The organism is Actinosynnema sp. NPDC059335 (assembly GCF_042752395.1).
Classification (GTDB): Bacteria; Actinomycetota; Actinomycetes; order Mycobacteriales; family Pseudonocardiaceae; genus Actinosynnema.
Genome location: NZ_JBHYXZ010000054.1, coordinates 34,077 through 49,895 on the forward strand (window position 1 = coordinate 34,077; position 15,819 = coordinate 49,895).

Genomic DNA, 15,819 nt, shown 5'->3' on the forward strand with positions numbered 1-15,819 from the left:
TGGGGGGGCCTAACTCCCCCTGGGCCCCCCCGGGGGTACAACACCCACGTTTATTCTTATAAATATGTGTGGGGGGGGGGTGGGGCCCCCCGCCGGGGTCCCCCAACCCCCCCCCCCCCCCACGTCTCCGAAGGTGATCAGGAGGAGAAGCCGGCGAGGCCTTTGATCCATCCGGGTGGGATGGCCTGGACCGCGCCGGTTCACCACGGTGGCGTTGACGCGCACACCGTCTGGCGCCCCTCGTGTCTGCCGTGAGTGACAGGGGCATCGAGTATCACATCGCCAGTGGGGCGGCGTGATACCCGCAGCGGACGCTTTCGGGCATGAGTGTGAGCGTTGACGGGGTACGGGAGTTTCGCGAGGTTCTGGAGGAGTGGCGTCGGTGTGACGCCGATCGTCTCCGGCTGCTCGATGCAGTGCGCCGGGAACACGACGATCACCCGTTGAGACAAGCGTCGGCACGGTGATGCCGTGCAACAACCAACGCCCGCCAGCATCTCCACGACAGCGTCGCGCCACCAGCGCACCGGCCGCCGCGACCACCACGTCGAAGAACCCGGCGGCGCAGCCGATGGTCCACTACATCGAGCATCAGCTGGTGGCCTCGAAGGCCCGGCTGATCGGTCAAACGGTACGGGGTGTCGATCGAGCCGCACCGCGGTGGCCAGCCCGCTCGATGATCACCGGAGGGAGCCATATTTCATCGGGAGGTCGCGACAGTTGGAACCCTTACCTTTCACCGTTGAACAACCGCCTTTGCAGCTCCCCATCCTTATCTTTCCACCAAATCGCAACTCGATGCTTTTTGAAGAGCACCTTGGGCATGACATCCCAGCAGCCCCTGCCACCATCGTCGTAACATGGACCGTTGCGGTTGTTAATAATGATCACCGCAGAGCGCTCATCCTCGTCAATCATCAAAGCGGCAATCTTCATCTCCGCGTGCGTCTTTAGCGCCCCAGCGTCTGGGCCGTTGATACCAACTTCAAGCATGAGGTCCAATGCCGCCTTGGAGTTGTCCGAACCACTCTGGATTTCCCGTCGCTCACCATCGTCATGGTAGTACCAGGCCGTGGTTACGGAGCGGCTCGTAGCGTTGAGTTTATCAACAGTGACCGAAGCCCATTCTCGATCGGTGGCCGCGTCGTCGATATTTACGACACAGGGCGGGTCTTCAAAGTCCTCCTGGGCGTTCGCAACGCCGAAACCGAAGCTGGCCGAAGCGCTCTCTTCGCAGTCGAACTTTTCGTCTGAGTCGATAAAAACGAAGTAGAAGATCAAAATCAGCGCGAGGAAACCTACGAAACGCTTCACGGCAGTAATAACACCATCATTTCCGAGGGGAGTATTTTTTCTTCGAGAGAGATCAATTCGCATCAGGAATACACTCTGAACCGCACTTCATCAACGGACTGTCGCCGCCCGAAGGTCATAGCAATGGGTCGTCAGCAGTCACCGATCCTCCACAACGAGCATTGCTCGCATTCTCTCCACATTAATACGGAGTTCTCATGGGCAAGCGCTTTGGCCTTATGTCGCCGCCGCAGTGTTGTGCAGTGGTGATCACTCTGACCGCAGGCTCTGGAATCTGACTGGATTGCATCCAGGCACACGCGGTCGAAGCTGCTCCCATAGCCGAAAGAGCAGTTCACGAACTTGCGTGCCCTCTGGCTATGCTTGCGGTGACGCGAACGCGAAACGCGAGCCGAGGTCGCAAATCGCGCCGTCGTCTACGGGCGTCGAGCACCGAAGGCGCTCGCAAAAATCACCGCGAGAGGGCTCTTGGAGCCCGCACCCGTGCGCTCCGTGTGCGGCGTCCACTACGGTCGTTGTTGAGCCGACAGGACGCGGTCTCCTTGGCGGCGAGCCTCGTAGCCGCTGCGCCAGCAGCTGTCAGGCCGAGATCCTGCCCAACGAGGCTAAGGACGGCGGCTGCGCCCCAGGTCGGCTGCAGGCATTCTTCCACGCAGTAACCTCACTGGACACAGCTGATCGTTCTTTCTCGGCGTACGCTACCGGAGGGTCAGCTGGAAGGGTGATCTGCTCCACCAGGACCACGAAGTCCGGCCCGCCGGACGTCCCGCGAATCGACTCGAGGTCGTCAACCACGATCCGGATCGGGCCAACACATTTAGCACGGATCCTGGACATGACGAAAGGCTCGACGTGTCATGGACGGGCGTTTTCAGGCGTTGTAACACGACTGATCAACTGGCCTTGGAAAGGCACTCGTCTGGTGTTTCCTAACCAAAAGTTGAGCTGGGCGGCGACGGCTGCCAGATCCGCAGAGCTGTGACGACGAGGCTAGTGCCTTTCGGGAATTACTGCTGCGACAGGCCATTGGTGTTCTCGTTCGATCCGAGCTGCCATGGCCTTAATCACCAATACGTTGGCGGTGCCGGCCCACACTCGACGAACTGAGTGTCCACGACGTCACCAGCAAAAGCCGCCAACCTGTGCGCACAGACATCGTGTCGATCAGCCTGGCCAGTTCGACGGGGTCGACGTCGTCGGCAAGCTGGCGCACGGACCCTAAGGGCTAACCATCCGGGCGGCGAGTTCGGCGGCGTCTGGCGTGCGCTCGGGGCGGCGGGCGTCGATCGCGTCCAAGCGGCGGTGCGTGCCCTCCTTCGACGGTTTGAGGTAGCGCTGGAGGGTGCGGCGGTCCTCGTGGCCGGACAGGTTCATCAGGTCGGCCTCGGTCGCGCCGTCCTCGCCGGCGTGGGTCAGCCGCGAGTGCCGCAGGTCGTGCAGGTCCCACCCGCTCGTCGCGACGCCCAGGTGCCGCTCGGCGGTCCGGTACGTCATCCGCCGGCGACGGCTGGACGGGTCGACATCGCGGGCGGGCACCGTGCCGTCTTCGGGTGCGAGCCGCGTGGACAGGAAGACCGGGCCGGTGCGGCGGCGCCCGAGGAGTTGCCCGAGCATCCGCGCGGTGCGCACGTCGTAGAGCAGTTCGTCGTCCTTGCCGCCCTTGCGCTTGGTGCGGGCCCGGCGGTTGGCGCGGTCGAGGTGTTCGACGTCCAGGCGCAGGACCTCCTCGGCGCGGGCCGCGGTGGCGTAGAGCATCGACCAGAGCGTGCGGTCCTCCAGCGGCCATCGGCGGTCGGTGACCAGCCGGTCGATCGCGGCGCGCGGCCGGACCCGGGTGTCGTCGGGCTTGGGCTGGTGCTCGCGGCGCAGCCCGTGCAGCACCGCCTCGGCGTCGGCGATCCACTCCTGCTCGGCGAAGTAGGCCAAGGCGGACGCGACCGCCGCGCGCTTGGCGTTGAACGTCGCCGGCTGCCGGTGCCCCCACGCGGTGCGGATGTTGGTGTGCAGTCGCTCGCGGGCCGGGCCGGGCTCGTTCAACTCCGCCACGTCGGAGACGCCGGCGAACGCCACCGGCAGGGCGGAGGTGTAGGCGCGGACGGTCTCCGGGGAGGTGATCCGGCCGGACCGGCCGCGCCGGGAGGCGAGGTGGCGCAGGAACGACGCCAGCGCCTCGGCGGTGGACACGCCGATCCCGGCGTCGGCGACGGCGTGGAGATGGCGGTCGTCGGCCACCCGGACCTCCTTTGTCAGATAATACGCGCGAAAGGTGCGCTGGCCCGGAACCGGCCACCAGCGGGGCCGTTGACCTGCGCGGACGCGTTTGTCAGATAATACGTCATTATCTGACAATGCGATCCCGGTGCACGCGCGCGGTTCCCTGCTCCATTCGAGCGGTTCTCTCATGTCACACGAGCGCTTTCGCTCGGCCGGTCGTTAACGTGGGTGCGTGCGAGCGGAAGCGCTCGCCGGTGAGAGGGGAACGCACGCATGGCTCAGCCGTGGGGCAGGAAGCCGTACACCCTGGCGCAGTTGGCCCGTAGGGCCGGGATCTCCGAGGGGCGCGCCCGCGCCCTGTACACCGCCACGCCGTCCGGCCTGCCGCGGCCGGACACCGCCGACGCCGACGGCCGGCCGCTGTGGTGGGAGGGCACGATCGACCGGTGGTGCGCCAGCACCGGTCGGGCGGTGCCCGAGGACTCGTTCTGGTTGGTGCGGCCGGAGCCGCTGACCTCGCCCGCCGTGGAACTGCGGCGTGGCTGGGTGGAGACGACCGGCCCGTACGGCAGGCCCATGCCGCTTTTCGCGGTGGTGTGGGACACCGAGCACGGGCACCTGGTGTATCTGGTCGAGCAGGACGGCGACCACGGCTGGGACACCGTCGCGCACGCGGCCGCGCAGCTGGTGGAGCCGCGCTGGTGGTCGACCACCGCGGTCGTGGTGCAGACCAACCAGCGGCTCGGCGACCGCGACGTGCCGCTGGCCTACCTGTACCGCCTGGTCGGCAAGAGCACCGCCCGCGACGGGAGTGCCGGGAACGACGGGGGCGGCAGGGGGGCGCGGAACCGCGACGCGGCGGCCGCGGGCGAGTCGTTGTTCGGCGGGCTGCGACGGATGTGGAACCGCGCCCTGGCCGGCCCGGAGACCCTCTCGAGTCCTGACGACGACCTCGTCGAGGGCGGGGCGGCGGCGCGGCGGTGGGCGCGCGCGGAGTGGGTGACGAGTCTGGACTTCGACGAGTTCGCGCCGCAGCTGGGCCTGTCGCTGCCGGTGTGGCTCGACGGCACCCTCACCGCCGGGACCGCCGCCCGCAGCCTGGCCTACCCCGGCACGCTGACCGTGCCGGACACCAGCACCGACTGGCCCGCGGTGCAGGCCCGGCTGGAGAGCGCCGAGAACACCGGGCTCCCGCAGCGGTACCCGGCGGCCTGGGCCGTGCTGGCCGCCGACGCCGCCGCCCGTCTGGACCAGATCCGCGCCGCGCACGCGGCCACGTCCACCGGCGGCGACGGCTGGTACCTGGCCGCCCGGCCCGCCGCCCCCGCCCCGCCGCTGGCCCTCGAACAGCGCATCACCGCGACCCGCCCCGAGCCCGACCTGGATCGCGTCCGCGACGAGCTGACCCGGCTGCGCGCGGTCGAGGCCGACCTGGACGTCGACGACCCCGAGGGGCCGGTCCACGCCGAGGCGATCGACCTGCTGGCCGAGCAGCTGCGCGCCGCGGCCCGCGACCAGGTCCGGGCCGAGGGCCGCAAACCGGCCGCGCGGGACTACGTGCCGGTCGCCGACGACGGTCTCGTGGTCTACCACGGCCGGTGGGACGGGCCGGTGATCGAGGCGTGGAAGGCGGAGCTCACCGAACTCACCGGCGCCGACCGCGACGCCGCCCTGCGGTTGCGCCGGGTCCACCGGCTCACCGACCGCCACGACCCCGACGTCCTGCGCGAGCTCTACCGCGACGCCGACGGCCGCTACCTCCTGGTCACGGAGTACGGCCCGAACACGGCGGTATGGGCCGAGTGGCCGGTCTCGCTGCGGGTGGTCGACGGCTGGACCGACGACACGGTGCTGGCCGCCGACCACCACGGCGGCATCGCCACCCTGCTCGCGCTCACCCCCGACCCAGACGGCCGGTTCCGCGTCGACCCCGTACCGCTGGGCCCCCGGTCGGGCCGCGACGCCCACGGCTACGGCTACGACGGAGGCACCCCGCACGTCACTTACCGGGCACTGCTGCGCTGCGCCCTGGGCGACGACGTCGACCTGGACCGCACCAGCCGCCGGCTCGTCGCGCAACGCGCTTCCACCGACCGACCGTCCGACAGCCAGCTGTGGCACGCCCTGTCCACCACGCAGGGACCACTGCGGTTGCCCTGGTCGCAGCTGGTGCAGTGGGCACAAGCCGATCACGACCGTGCCACCGCCGACCGCAACGCCTGACCGACCACACCGCAACGGCCCTTTGGTGCGAGCACCCGACCTGCGATTCGATCGCAGGTCGGGTGGTTGCAGGGAGTCGATATCGGAGGCTGATTCGCCACTCTGCCGAACCGCCTGCGCCGCAGTTCGGAAGTCACCCCCGCAGTCCGCTTCTGATACTCACAGGTATCAGAAGTAGGGCAGGTACATCGTCATGGGCCGAACCAGCACGTGTTACAGTATTACGAAATCGACTACCGTATTACAGATCGGAGGGTACGTGGCTACGTTGACGCTGCGGGTGGACGACACGGTGCGTGACGAGCTTGACCGCGCAGCCCGCGCACGGGGCACGACGGTGAGCGATCTTCTCCGGAACGCGATCAACGATCTGCTGGGCTTCGGAGACGACAGGCCGGATCGAGGAGACGTTGTCGCGGTGCCCAGGACGCTGGACACCGTCGAACGTCGAACGTTCGCCCTGCTGCACGAGGTGCTGGGCAAGCTCTCCGACGACGAGGACGATCGCCGGTACCACGGGCAGATGGCCGAGGTGATGACGGAGGGGTTCGCCGGGGAGTACCACGACGAGTTCGGCTTCATGCCGGTCGAGCTGTCGCCGACGGAGTGCTCCTGGGCCAACGACATCCTGGAGATGTTCCGGGTGGTGGAGCACCGCTTGACGGAGCTGACGCCTGAGGATCGTGAGCGGCTCGGGTCGGCCGTGCGGTACACGCTGACCTTCGACGGGTTCGACCTGAGCCGGCCGGACGAGGCACGGCTGCTGGCCTATGTCCGGTACATGGTGACGACGGATGGCCGCTGGGAGGAGTTCCGGGAGCGCGTGACCACCGGGGAGCGGGGCAACTCCCACTCGCCCAGGCTGGCCCGGTACCAACGAATGCGCGCCGCCTACGAAGCGATCCGGGACAGGAACCGGGCGAACGGTCGGATGACCTCCGCCTGGGACTTCGACATCGAGGATCTGCTGTCGATAGTGGAGGCGGCGCGTCATCCGGGGGGCGGGCGCTGATTCGGTGGCGTTCGCCGAGGATCTCCCGGCCGCGTCGCAGGGTTCGGCGATGACCACTCGTCGGTCGCTGGAGCCGCGGCGACCGATATGCGGTCGAGACCGGCGCGGCTCACTTGCGGATCTCCCGCATCCGGTGCGCGCTGGGGGATGACCGCGACGGCTCGGGCTACGGCAGGGTGCCGGTGGCCTGGCACATCTCACACGGGTCGTCATCGCGATCGGGGCCGTAGTCGCCGGTGCCGCCGCAGTCGGGGCACGTGGTGGAGCCGTTGGTGGTCATGCCGGTGACGATGGGCCTCCGGTGTCACCCGACCTCCCAGCAGCGCACGGTTGTTCTTGGCGCCGCCAGGACCCCATCGCGTTGACCGCGCGGCGGGCAGTAGCGTCCGCGCGGCACCGGCTCTCGACCATCGTTTCGGCCGGTGGTTGAGGGTTTTGCGACGTGGCTTCCGGTGGACCGGCCGGCTTCACCGGTGTGCGATGACCGAGTTGAAGAAGGCGATCGCCGCAGCCGCCGCGGCGGCACCGACGAGGACGGCCTGGGCGGGGTGGCTGCCCGCGACGGCAGTGAGCACACCGGCGCCGATACCGGTCAGCACCGCCAACAGCAGAATCAGCGCGGTGCGCTGGCCGAACAGGGCGGTGTTCGCGTGGTCGGCGGGCTCGTGATCGGCGGGCTCGGTGGGTTCGGTGGCGGGCACGTCGTACTCCTGTGGTCCGGGGCCGGGTCGTTCGACCGCACCGGCATCCCTATGCCGGTGGGGGCGGCGCGGAACGTACAACCCCGGTCCGTCAAGCCGGGGGGAGCCGGCGCAGGTGGTGTAGCCGGGGCATGATCACGCCACCAATGCCCGGACGCGTCCCAGCAGCGGGCGGTGGTTCCGGACGGATCAGAGCAGGCAGGAGCGTGGACATGGAGATCGTGGAACCGGCTGGCACCACCGACGACGACTGGGTCGGCACGGCGGGCGCCGAGGACAGCGTCATCAAGGGCAGCGGAAGCCTGTACGAACTCTCCGGCCTTGACGTGAACCGGTGGTCGATCCTCGCGGTCGACGCCTCCGCCTATAGCCACGGCGCCGAGCCGGAGTGGACCGTGCACGTGTACGCGGTCGACCGCCAGGCCGAAGAGGTGAAGTCCTACGAGGACCTGGCGGCGTTGGCGGCCCGCCGCGGCTCGGTGCCGGTCAAGGAAGTCCTGGTGCACAACGTGTCGTTCGACGACGTGATCAAGTGCATGAAGGTGGTGCACGTGCAGCTCATCAGCCCCAACTTCCCCAAGCTCGACGTCGTCGAGCGGGGAGACCACCCCGCGCAGGACTGACCCGCTGGCCACGTGCGGCACGTGCACCGCACCGGTCGGGCTGTCGGTGCGTCTGGCCGGCCGCGCTCTACCACCGGGGCCGCGCACAGGTGCGGCGCGGCCGAGGAGACGAACAGCCGCCGACCGCCGCGGCCGCGATCACCGCCGGTCGAGGCCGTGGTCGTGGCAGATGCCGGGCAGGTCGGCGTGGCCGAACGCGTCGTCGACGACCTCTTCGACGTTGACGCCGGACGCCAATGGGCCGGTGGTCGGGATCCGGGCGCCGGCGGAGTCGAGCTTGAGGTTGGCCGGGGCCAACTGCTCGTCGATCGCACGGTGGTAGGCGTGCTCGATCGCGGTCACGTCGTAGTCGCCGCGCTCGTCGGCCAGGTGCGCGGCGACGGCCTCGGCCACGGAGCGCCGGTCGTAGAACTCGACCAGGTCGCCGATCACGGTTCCGGCGGCGGGGTCTCGTGGGCCACGTGGTCGGTGAGGCGGGTCGTCGGTGGGGCGGGTGTCCGGCAGCGCATGCCGACCCACCATAGGGACGTCGGTCATAGGCGTCATGGTCCGGGCCAGGGGCTCCACCCGATCGAGACACCCGACCGCTGCGGTCTTTTATTCTTAACTGAAGTCACAGGTCGAGGTCGTCGAGTTGGCGTTGGACGCGGTCGGCGTCGGCGTCGCGGCCTTGTTCCCGGTACAGCTCCAGCGCCTCCCGCCACACCGTGCGGGCCTGCTCGTGCCGGCCGAGGGCGGCGTGGGGGTGGCCCACGCTGTCGAGGTTCTCCGCGACCGTGTAGGCGTCGCCGAGGCCGCGGTACAGGGTGAGGGCCTGGTGGTAGTGGTCGAGGGCCTGGTGGTGGTCGCCGGTGTGGTGGGCGATGTAGCCCAGGCTGTCCAGGGTGTCCGCCTCGCCGTCGGGGTTGTGGTGGTGTCGGTGCAGGGTGAGGGCGGCCTGGCAGTGCTCGCGGGCGGTGTCGAACCGGCCCAGGTGCGCGGCGTGCCAGCCCACCGAGTTGAGCGCCTCGGCTTCCCACACCGGCAGGTCGAGGGCGCGGTAGAGGTCGAGGGCGTGGTGGGCGTGCTCCAGGGCCTGCCGGTCGTCCCCCCGCTGTTCCCAGGCGACCGCGAGCACCTGGTGGCTGTGGGCCTGCTCGGTGAGGTCGTGGTGGCGCAGGGCCAGGTGGAGGGCCTGCTCCAGGTGGGTGGTGGCCTGTTCGTGCAGGCCCAGCCGGGAGTAGGCGTTGCCGAGGAGTCGGTGGGTGCGGCTGTGGGTGGCGGGGTCGGGCAGGTGGTCGGCGGCGTGCAGTGCGGCCTGCCACGTGGTGATCGCGTCGTGCCGGTGTCCTCGCCTCTGGTGGAAGGTGTTCAGGTTCCGGGCCAGGTGCCAGACGACGCTGTGGTGGCCGAGGGCGGCGGCGGTGCGCTGGGTGGCCAGCAGGGTGGCGTGCTCGGCGGCCATCCAGGCCAGCGCCGCGGCGGTGTCGGGCAGCGGGTGCGGGTGCACGCCGGGCGCGGGCGGCTCGGGCCGCACGAGCGCGAGATGGGGGTCCAGGAGGCGGTCGGCGGCGTGGGCGGTGTGCAGGTGGAAGTCCCCCACCCGGGTCAGGGCCGCTTCCCGCACGTGCTCGGGCAGGGTGGTGTGGGCGGTGTCGGTGGCGTAGCGGCGGACCAGGTCGTGCATGGCGTACCGGCCGCCGGGCCGTCGTTCCAGCAGTGAGGCGTTCTCCAGCGTGGTCAGCGTCCTGCGGGCGGTGCGGTCGGGCAGGTCGGTGAGGGCGGCGGTGGCGGGCGGGGTGGTGTCGGGGCCGGGGGCGATGCCCAGCAGGGCGAAGACGGTGCGTTGGGTGTCGGTGAGGTGGCGCAGGGACCAGGACAGCACGGTGGGCAGGCTGGCGGCGGGGTCGGTGTCGTGGTCGAGCGCCTCCAGCCCGAGGTCGCGCAGTTCGGCGGCGGCCTCGGCCAACGCGACGTCGGGGTGGGGCTCGGCGGTGCGCGCGGTGATCGACAGCGCCAGCGGGTGGCCTCCGCACAGCCCGATCAGCTCGTCCACGGCGTCGGGTTCGGCGGCGACGCGGTCGGTGCCCAGGCGGGCGGCCAGCAGGCCGCGGGCCTCCTCGTGGGTGAGGGTGCCGAGGGGCAGGTGGCGGGCGCCGTGCCGGTCGATCAGCGACGCCAGCTTGTGGCGTCCGGTGACCAGCACGGTGCAGGACGGTGAGCCGGGCAGCAGGGGTGCGACCTGGTCGCTGGTGGCGGCGTTGTCCAGCACGATGAGCATCCGCCGCCCGGCGACCAGGCTGCGGTAGAGCGCGGCTTGGGCGTCGAGGTCGGCGGGGATGCGGTTGGGGTCGACACCCAGGGCGTCGAGGAACCCGCGCACCGCCACCGCCGGCCGCACCGACTCGCCGGTGGGGCTGAACCCGTGCAGGTCCACGAACAGCTGCCCGTCGGGAAACCGGTCCAGGTGCCGATGTGCCCAGGCCAGCGCCAGCCAGGTCTTGCCGACCCCGCCGGCGCCGCCGATCGCCGAGACCAGCACCGTCGCGCCCTGCCCCGCACCCGCCGGGTCGGCGGGCGCTGTGGTGGCGGTCAGCACGCGGTCCAGCCGGGCCAGTTCCGCGCTCCGCCCGGCGAACAGGCCCGGTGCGGCGGGCAGCTGCCGCGGCAACACCGGCGCGGGTGGCAGCGGCGCGGCGTGGAGGGTCAGGTCGCCGTGCACCGCCCCGGTCTGCACCACCACGTCCACGGTCCCCGACATCGTGTTGCGGACCTGCGTTGGGCTGTCGCCGGCCGCCCTGGGCGGCGGGCCGTCCTCCGGGGGATTGTTCTCCGCGGGGTCGTTGGGCTGCCGCAGCTCGGGTGTCACCACCGTGGGCCACCTCCCGGTCCGGTCGCCGGCTGATGGCGCACAGCGTGGCACCACCGCGCCGCTGCGCTGGCCGGCGTCGGCGGAATTCACCCGACCGGCATCGGCCCACCCGCATAAGACGGTTTCCGCTGGCCCGGACGGCGGGCTAACCGGCCGCCGCGCCGCTGACACGTGGACGACGCTTGCCTCTGACAACTCCGATGACGCCTAACAGTCAGGGCTGGTGCTTGTCGGCCACCGACGTTCCGAACGGCAGGATCCTCGCGAGTTCGGGACTCCGGTCCGGAGGACTCGCGCCGCCGGACACGTCCGCGAGCGGCTGATCACCCGTTCGTGGTCCTGGTGGCGCTGCCATGCTGACCGCCATGACCACGACGCTGCCGCCGCTGCTGGCTGATGTGCCCGACCTCGACCAGGCCTTCGAGACGGTCGCGGATCTGCACGCCGAGTACACCCGACTGCTCGAACGCATCGCCGCGGCCGAGGCCGAGTACATGAAGAAGATCTCCGCAGCGCACAAGGCCGGGCAACTGGATTGGCGGGGCCTGGCCACTGCCTACGACCAGGTGCGCGAGTGGAGCAAGACCAACGGCCTCGGATCCTTCGTGGAGCGCTGGACCGCCCATGTCGACTACGACCGCAACGCCCTGACCCGCTTCGCCAGGGCGGTGCCCAACGGCGAGGACGGCAGGAGCTGGACCGGGAACACGGGGTGGGCCGGTATGGAGGAGGCCAAGGACTTGCCGCCGCGCCGCCTTGCGGTCGGGTTCGCGCTGATCGGCAACGGCGGCGTGCCCGTGCACATCGGCTTCACCCAGCAGTTCCGCAACCGGGTGAAGTCCCTGCACCGCGAAGGGTTGGTGTGGGAGTCCTGGGTGGCGCACCTGTGCGACGACCGCCAGAGCGCCGTGGAGGTCCGGCGTGAGCTGATCAAGAAGTACGGCGAGCCGAACGTGGCGGCCCAAGCGCCCGCGGCGGGCTAGGCGCAGCGTGCGCCGACCGCCGTCGGGCATGATCGCGTCCTGCCCGGCACCGCGACCGAACGGCGTCATCGGTGCTGGTTGCGCGCTGGCCTGTTCACCAGTCACCCATTGGCCATCCGGCCGTGAACGTCAGTTCGGTCCACACTGAAGCGACGATGAAAACTGGTGTTCCGCGTCGCCGAGTGTCGGGCGAGGAGACGTCCGTGAACCCGTCACACCTGCGGTGGCACGTGTTCACCGGCACGCGAAAGGCCCCCAGCGCGTTTCCGCTGCTGAGGGCCTTCGAGGTCGTGCGGCTCGCCTGGTAGGGGAGGTTTCACATACCCCGCCATCCAGGCTACAATCCTCGCTACCACAGCATGGAAAGCCACACGGCTGGACACAAGGCACCTGAGAGGGTCAATCCGGGTTCACAAACCGGATCAGCGGCCATCGGGTGCCTTTTGTCGTGCCCGTAGAGTACACACCCGGTAGTGCCCGCGCAAACAAGTGGCGTACTACCGGCATCAGTCGGCATCAGTGGCCATCACTGGGCTACGCCGACCGTTCCACTAGTACCGGACGAGGCTTCGTGACGGCGGAGAGCGTGTAAACGCCCTGCGCTTCGGCCCGACCTTTGCCCGACGGGATCGGACCGACTCGCCCCGCCACTGCACCGCAGGGCACGGAACAGAGTTCGCTCGGGTTCGCGCAGGTTTGCCCTGGTAGTTGCACTACCCCCGCCAAACGGGGGTACCACGACGAAACTGATTCTCCGGGTAGTCCCGGTTTGACAGTTCGCCGAAAAATCGATTTAACAGTCCCCGACACCAGTTCACGATTACCGCGCAACATGTTCTTTCGGACATGTCTCCCGGGCACGACCAGCCACGACAGATCATGACGGCTTGTAGTCGTTTGTACTGTCGTCGCTCCGCGAGACTCCCACACGCTCCCAGACACTCCCTCCGGCGCGTCACGGTTAGTAGTTCCACCGCGCGGTTCCGCGTTAGCTGTCGCGTTGTCCACGCGGTTTTGTGTTCGCAGGTGCAGCGAACTATGAGGCGTCGCGCACCGGATCGATTGTCGCCGGCGGACGTCGTCTTGGTCGACCGGTCAGGCTGGCCGGTGACACCCGGATCCGAAGGATCAGCCTCGCGGAGACGGCAGGGGGATGACTTGGGCCAGGGCGCCCGTGTCGGTCGCGTCGGAACGGTCGCAGTCGTGGTGGACCAGCATGGCCTCGACGATGTTGATCACGTCCTGCACGGCCTCGTTGTGGGCGTTGGCCTGGCGCAGGTCGGCCAGGTGCCCGCGGATCTCGGTGACGCTGAAGGGACCGTCGTCGCGGGGTCCGACCTCGACGGGGGTGTCCATGCGGGCCTCCGGGGACGCGTACGGGGTGCTTCCCGATCATCCAGGAAGCACCCCGCCGTGGTGTGCCGGCGCGCCGTCGCGTGGTCAGGCTTGCCGCAGCTCGTCCTCGTAGAGGTCGCTGAACTGCTTGGCGGTGTCGCGGCCGGCGGCCTTGGTGACGTCGCGGGTGACTTCGATCGCGAGGCGTCCGGCGTCGGAGACGGCCTTGGGCTTCTGGGCGGGGTCGGCGTTGCGGGCCTTGGCGAGGGCTTCGCGGAGTTCGGCGGGTCCGGGCTTGGCCATGGTGGTCTTCTCCTGCTGGTCGGTGTGGCGGTCGGTCGGTGCCGGGCGGGGACCTCGGGTGGCGCTACGACCAGGGGTCGGCCTTGGCGCGGGCGACCTGCTGGTGGACGAACGCGCGGACCCGGGCCAGCGTGGTGGCCTTGTCGGTGCCGTCCCACAGGGCTTCGGGCTCGTGCGGGGCGCTGGTGGCCAGGTGGTCCAGCTCGCCGACGTCGCGGTCGTCGAGGTGCCAGGTCATCTGCCCGCTGTCGGCGTCGAGGACCAGCACGGTGGTGCGCCGCGGGTCGGCCGACGGGTCGGTGTCGACGGTGAGCACCGCGCTGGACAGGTCGGGGTGGGTGCTCAGCGCGGCCAGCAGCAGCGCCCGCTCCTCGTAGCCGGCGCGGTCGGCGTCGTTGAGCGTGGCGTCGATCAGGTGCCGCAGCGTCTCGCCCAGCTCGCGGCGCAGCTCGGCGATCGTGGCGTTCGGCCGGGTGGCGACGAGGTGGTCGAGCACCTGCGCCAGGTCGCAGTGCAGCGCGGTGCGCGGGGTGGGCGGCGCGGCGGGCCGGTTCGGTGTGGACACGGTGTTCTCCGTTCGGGGCGGCCCGACCGCGCGTGGGCGGTCGGGCCGGTGAACACGGGCTACTCGTAGAGGTCGCCGGCCAACTGGTCGGCGGTGACGCCGTCGGCGATCCGTCGGCCCTCGGCCACCTCGGCGGGGTCGGGTGTGCCGGGTGCCGGGGTCGGGGTGGTCACGGGCGGGCGGGCCGCAGCTCGCGGCCGGAGGCGGTCAGGTGCTCCCAGGTGCGGGGGCGCTGGCTGGGCGGCGGGGAGCCGTCGGCCATCCGCACCGGCGTGACCGGGCCGAAGGGCCGGGGCTGGTCGAAGGTGTCGCCGCTGCGGACGTCGACCAGGTCGCGCACGTGCCCGCCGCTCACTGCACGGTCCACTCGGCGTCGTCGGCCGTGGTGAGCCAGTTGCGGGTCGTGCCGACCGTGTCCGGGTCGTGGACCTCGACCGATCCGCGCTGGAACTGCACCGCCGACCTGCCCTGCTGGTCGCCCAGCGGCCCGCCGGGGTGGACGCGGCGGACCATGCCGCTGCGGCCGCCGTCCGGGGTCGTCACCCGGTCCCCGGTGCTCAACTCCGTGGTTTTCCTGGTACTCATGTCCCTGCTCCTCGTGAGGGGAGAAGGACCCCGCCCGATCCGGCCAAGGAAGCCGGGCGGGGTCCGCCAACAACCCCGAAATTACGGGGTTCAACCCCGAAAAAACAGGGTTTAACCCTAGTCGGATCGGGTGATGTCAACGCCCTGCCCGGACACGCGACAGCCCCGACCCGGGCGGGTCGGGGCTGCGGAGGGTTCAGCCGGGTTCCCCGGCGCGGACAAGGGCGTCAGGACGCGGGGAACACCCCGTCCCGGATGAGGCGCTCGCGCCACTGCCGCACCACCGACGGCGGCGGGACGACCGGCTCTCCGGCCAACAGCAGTTTCACCAGTTCCTGCAACGCCTTGGGCAAGGCGTCCTTCGCGACGCGGGCGCGGTCGGGGCGACCGTCGGTCACGGCGAGCGCGACCGCCGCGTGGTCCAACGTCACCTCGATCGGGATCCGGGCGTCGTAGACCCACACGCCGTCATCGCGTTGGCGCTTCGCCTGCGGGCGCACCGACGGCATCGCACTCCTCTGCTTCAGAATCAAGGTCGAACCCGGATAATCCGGTATCGAACCCCGGTTCGGCAAGGACGGCGCGGGCCGATTCGACCGGACGTGACGCCGGGGATGAGCACTGGCGGGTCCAGGCGCGACCGCGGTGGTTTCACGCGCGGCAGTGTCGTGCATTCCTCTGGTCGGGCGACACGGCCATGCGGGTTGACCAGCGGTCTTGTCGGCGAATCGCGCCTTGCGACAAGTGCCGCACAGCGAGGCTGATCGGTCGGACCGATCCGGTCGCGCCGCTCGGCGACCCACACCGGCCAGTGGTCGCTGTGACACTCGGTGTGATCGGCGCGGCGCTTACGGTCGGCAGCAGCACCAGGTATGACGCGAACGGGGGGGCCCCCCTTTTGGCGGGGGGCCCCCGCGGGTAAACCGGCGCGGGCCCCGGGGGGGGGCGCGGGGGGGGCCGGGCGGGCGGGGGCGCGCGGGGGCGCGCGCCCGCGGCGCGGGGGGTGGGGGGGGGGGGGGGGCCGCCGGCGGCCCGCACCGCGTGCGGCCGGCGCAGGGCCCCGTACACCGCGTGCCTGGTGGCGGCGTAGTCCGCCTCGCAGTCGGCGAT

15 protein-coding genes are annotated in these 15,819 nt (G+C 70.2%); 4 read left to right on the forward strand and 11 right to left on the reverse strand.

Features of this window, described 5'->3' with window-relative positions:
• Positions 1-729 precede the first annotated feature (729 nt).
• Positions 730-1,377 (reverse strand): DddA-like double-stranded DNA deaminase toxin, encoded by a 648-nt coding sequence (locus ACFXGA_RS18710; protein WP_378089450.1) that lies wholly within the window; start codon positions 1,375-1,377, stop codon positions 730-732.
• 1,155 nt (positions 1,378-2,532) lie between these two features.
• Positions 2,533-3,546, reverse strand: coding sequence for a tyrosine-type recombinase/integrase (locus ACFXGA_RS18715; protein WP_378089452.1), 1,014 nt, complete (start codon positions 3,544-3,546; stop codon positions 2,533-2,535).
• Positions 3,547-3,801: 255 nt separating this feature from the next.
• Here ACFXGA_RS18715 and ACFXGA_RS18720 point away from each other — a divergent pair, with 255 nt between their 5' ends.
• Positions 3,802-5,751 carry a hypothetical protein gene (locus ACFXGA_RS18720; RefSeq protein ID WP_378089454.1) on the forward strand — a complete coding sequence of 650 codons (1,950 nt, stop codon included), beginning with the start codon at positions 3,802-3,804 and terminating at the stop codon, positions 5,749-5,751.
• A 280-nt stretch (positions 5,752-6,031) separates the two neighbouring features.
• Entirely contained in the window at positions 6,032-6,763 is a 732-nt protein-coding gene (locus ACFXGA_RS18725; protein ID WP_378089456.1) for a YfbU family protein, read from the forward strand.
• Between the two features lie 467 nt (positions 6,764-7,230).
• On the opposite strand, the gene ACFXGA_RS18730 is transcribed toward ACFXGA_RS18725, so the two are convergent.
• Complete coding sequence (locus ACFXGA_RS18730; RefSeq protein ID WP_378089458.1) at positions 7,231-7,464, reverse strand: hypothetical protein; 234 nt, start codon at positions 7,462-7,464, stop codon at positions 7,231-7,233.
• Positions 7,465-7,676: 212 nt separating this feature from the next.
• Between ACFXGA_RS18730 and ACFXGA_RS18735 the strand changes: the two genes are divergently transcribed.
• Positions 7,677-8,087: a hypothetical protein gene (locus ACFXGA_RS18735; RefSeq protein ID WP_378089460.1), complete on the forward strand. Its 411-nt coding sequence runs from the start codon at positions 7,677-7,679 to the stop codon at positions 8,085-8,087.
• Positions 8,088-8,225: 138 nt separating this feature from the next.
• Here ACFXGA_RS18735 and ACFXGA_RS18740 read toward each other — a convergent pair whose 3' ends face one another.
• Entirely contained in the window at positions 8,226-8,519 is a 294-nt protein-coding gene (locus ACFXGA_RS18740; protein WP_378089462.1) for a hypothetical protein, read from the reverse strand.
• Positions 8,520-8,700: 181 nt separating this feature from the next.
• Entirely contained in the window at positions 8,701-10,938 is a 2,238-nt protein-coding gene (locus ACFXGA_RS18745) for an ATP-binding protein (RefSeq protein WP_378089464.1), read from the reverse strand.
• Positions 10,939-11,303: 365 nt separating this feature from the next.
• Between ACFXGA_RS18745 and ACFXGA_RS18750 the strand changes: the two genes are divergently transcribed.
• The gene (locus ACFXGA_RS18750; RefSeq protein ID WP_378089466.1) at positions 11,304-11,921 is read left to right on the forward strand and encodes a hypothetical protein; all 618 of its coding nucleotides are present in this window, start codon (positions 11,304-11,306) and stop codon (positions 11,919-11,921) included.
• Positions 11,922-13,049: 1,128 nt separating this feature from the next.
• On the opposite strand, the gene ACFXGA_RS18755 is transcribed toward ACFXGA_RS18750, so the two are convergent.
• The 6 genes from ACFXGA_RS18755 to ACFXGA_RS18780 form a co-directional block, all read right to left on the reverse strand.
• A complete protein-coding gene (locus tag ACFXGA_RS18755) occupies positions 13,050-13,277 on the reverse strand; it encodes a hypothetical protein (protein ID WP_378089467.1) in 228 nt (75 codons plus the stop codon).
• A gap of 84 nt (positions 13,278-13,361) precedes the next feature.
• Entirely contained in the window at positions 13,362-13,559 is a 198-nt protein-coding gene (locus ACFXGA_RS18760) for a hypothetical protein (RefSeq protein WP_378089469.1), read from the reverse strand.
• Positions 13,560-13,623: 64 nt separating this feature from the next.
• On the reverse strand, positions 13,624-14,124 hold the full coding sequence (locus tag ACFXGA_RS18765) for a hypothetical protein (protein ID WP_378089471.1): 501 nt from the start codon (positions 14,122-14,124) through the stop codon (positions 13,624-13,626).
• A gap of 169 nt (positions 14,125-14,293) precedes the next feature.
• A complete protein-coding gene (locus ACFXGA_RS18770; RefSeq protein ID WP_378089473.1) occupies positions 14,294-14,491 on the reverse strand; it encodes a hypothetical protein in 198 nt (65 codons plus the stop codon).
• A complete protein-coding gene (locus tag ACFXGA_RS18775; protein ID WP_378089475.1) occupies positions 14,476-14,709 on the reverse strand; it encodes a hypothetical protein in 234 nt (77 codons plus the stop codon). Before ACFXGA_RS18775 ends, ACFXGA_RS18770 begins: the two co-directional genes overlap by 16 nt.
• A gap of 227 nt (positions 14,710-14,936) precedes the next feature.
• Positions 14,937-15,218: a hypothetical protein gene (locus tag ACFXGA_RS18780; protein ID WP_378089477.1), complete on the reverse strand. Its 282-nt coding sequence runs from the start codon at positions 15,216-15,218 to the stop codon at positions 14,937-14,939.
• Positions 15,219-15,819 lie beyond the last annotated feature (601 nt).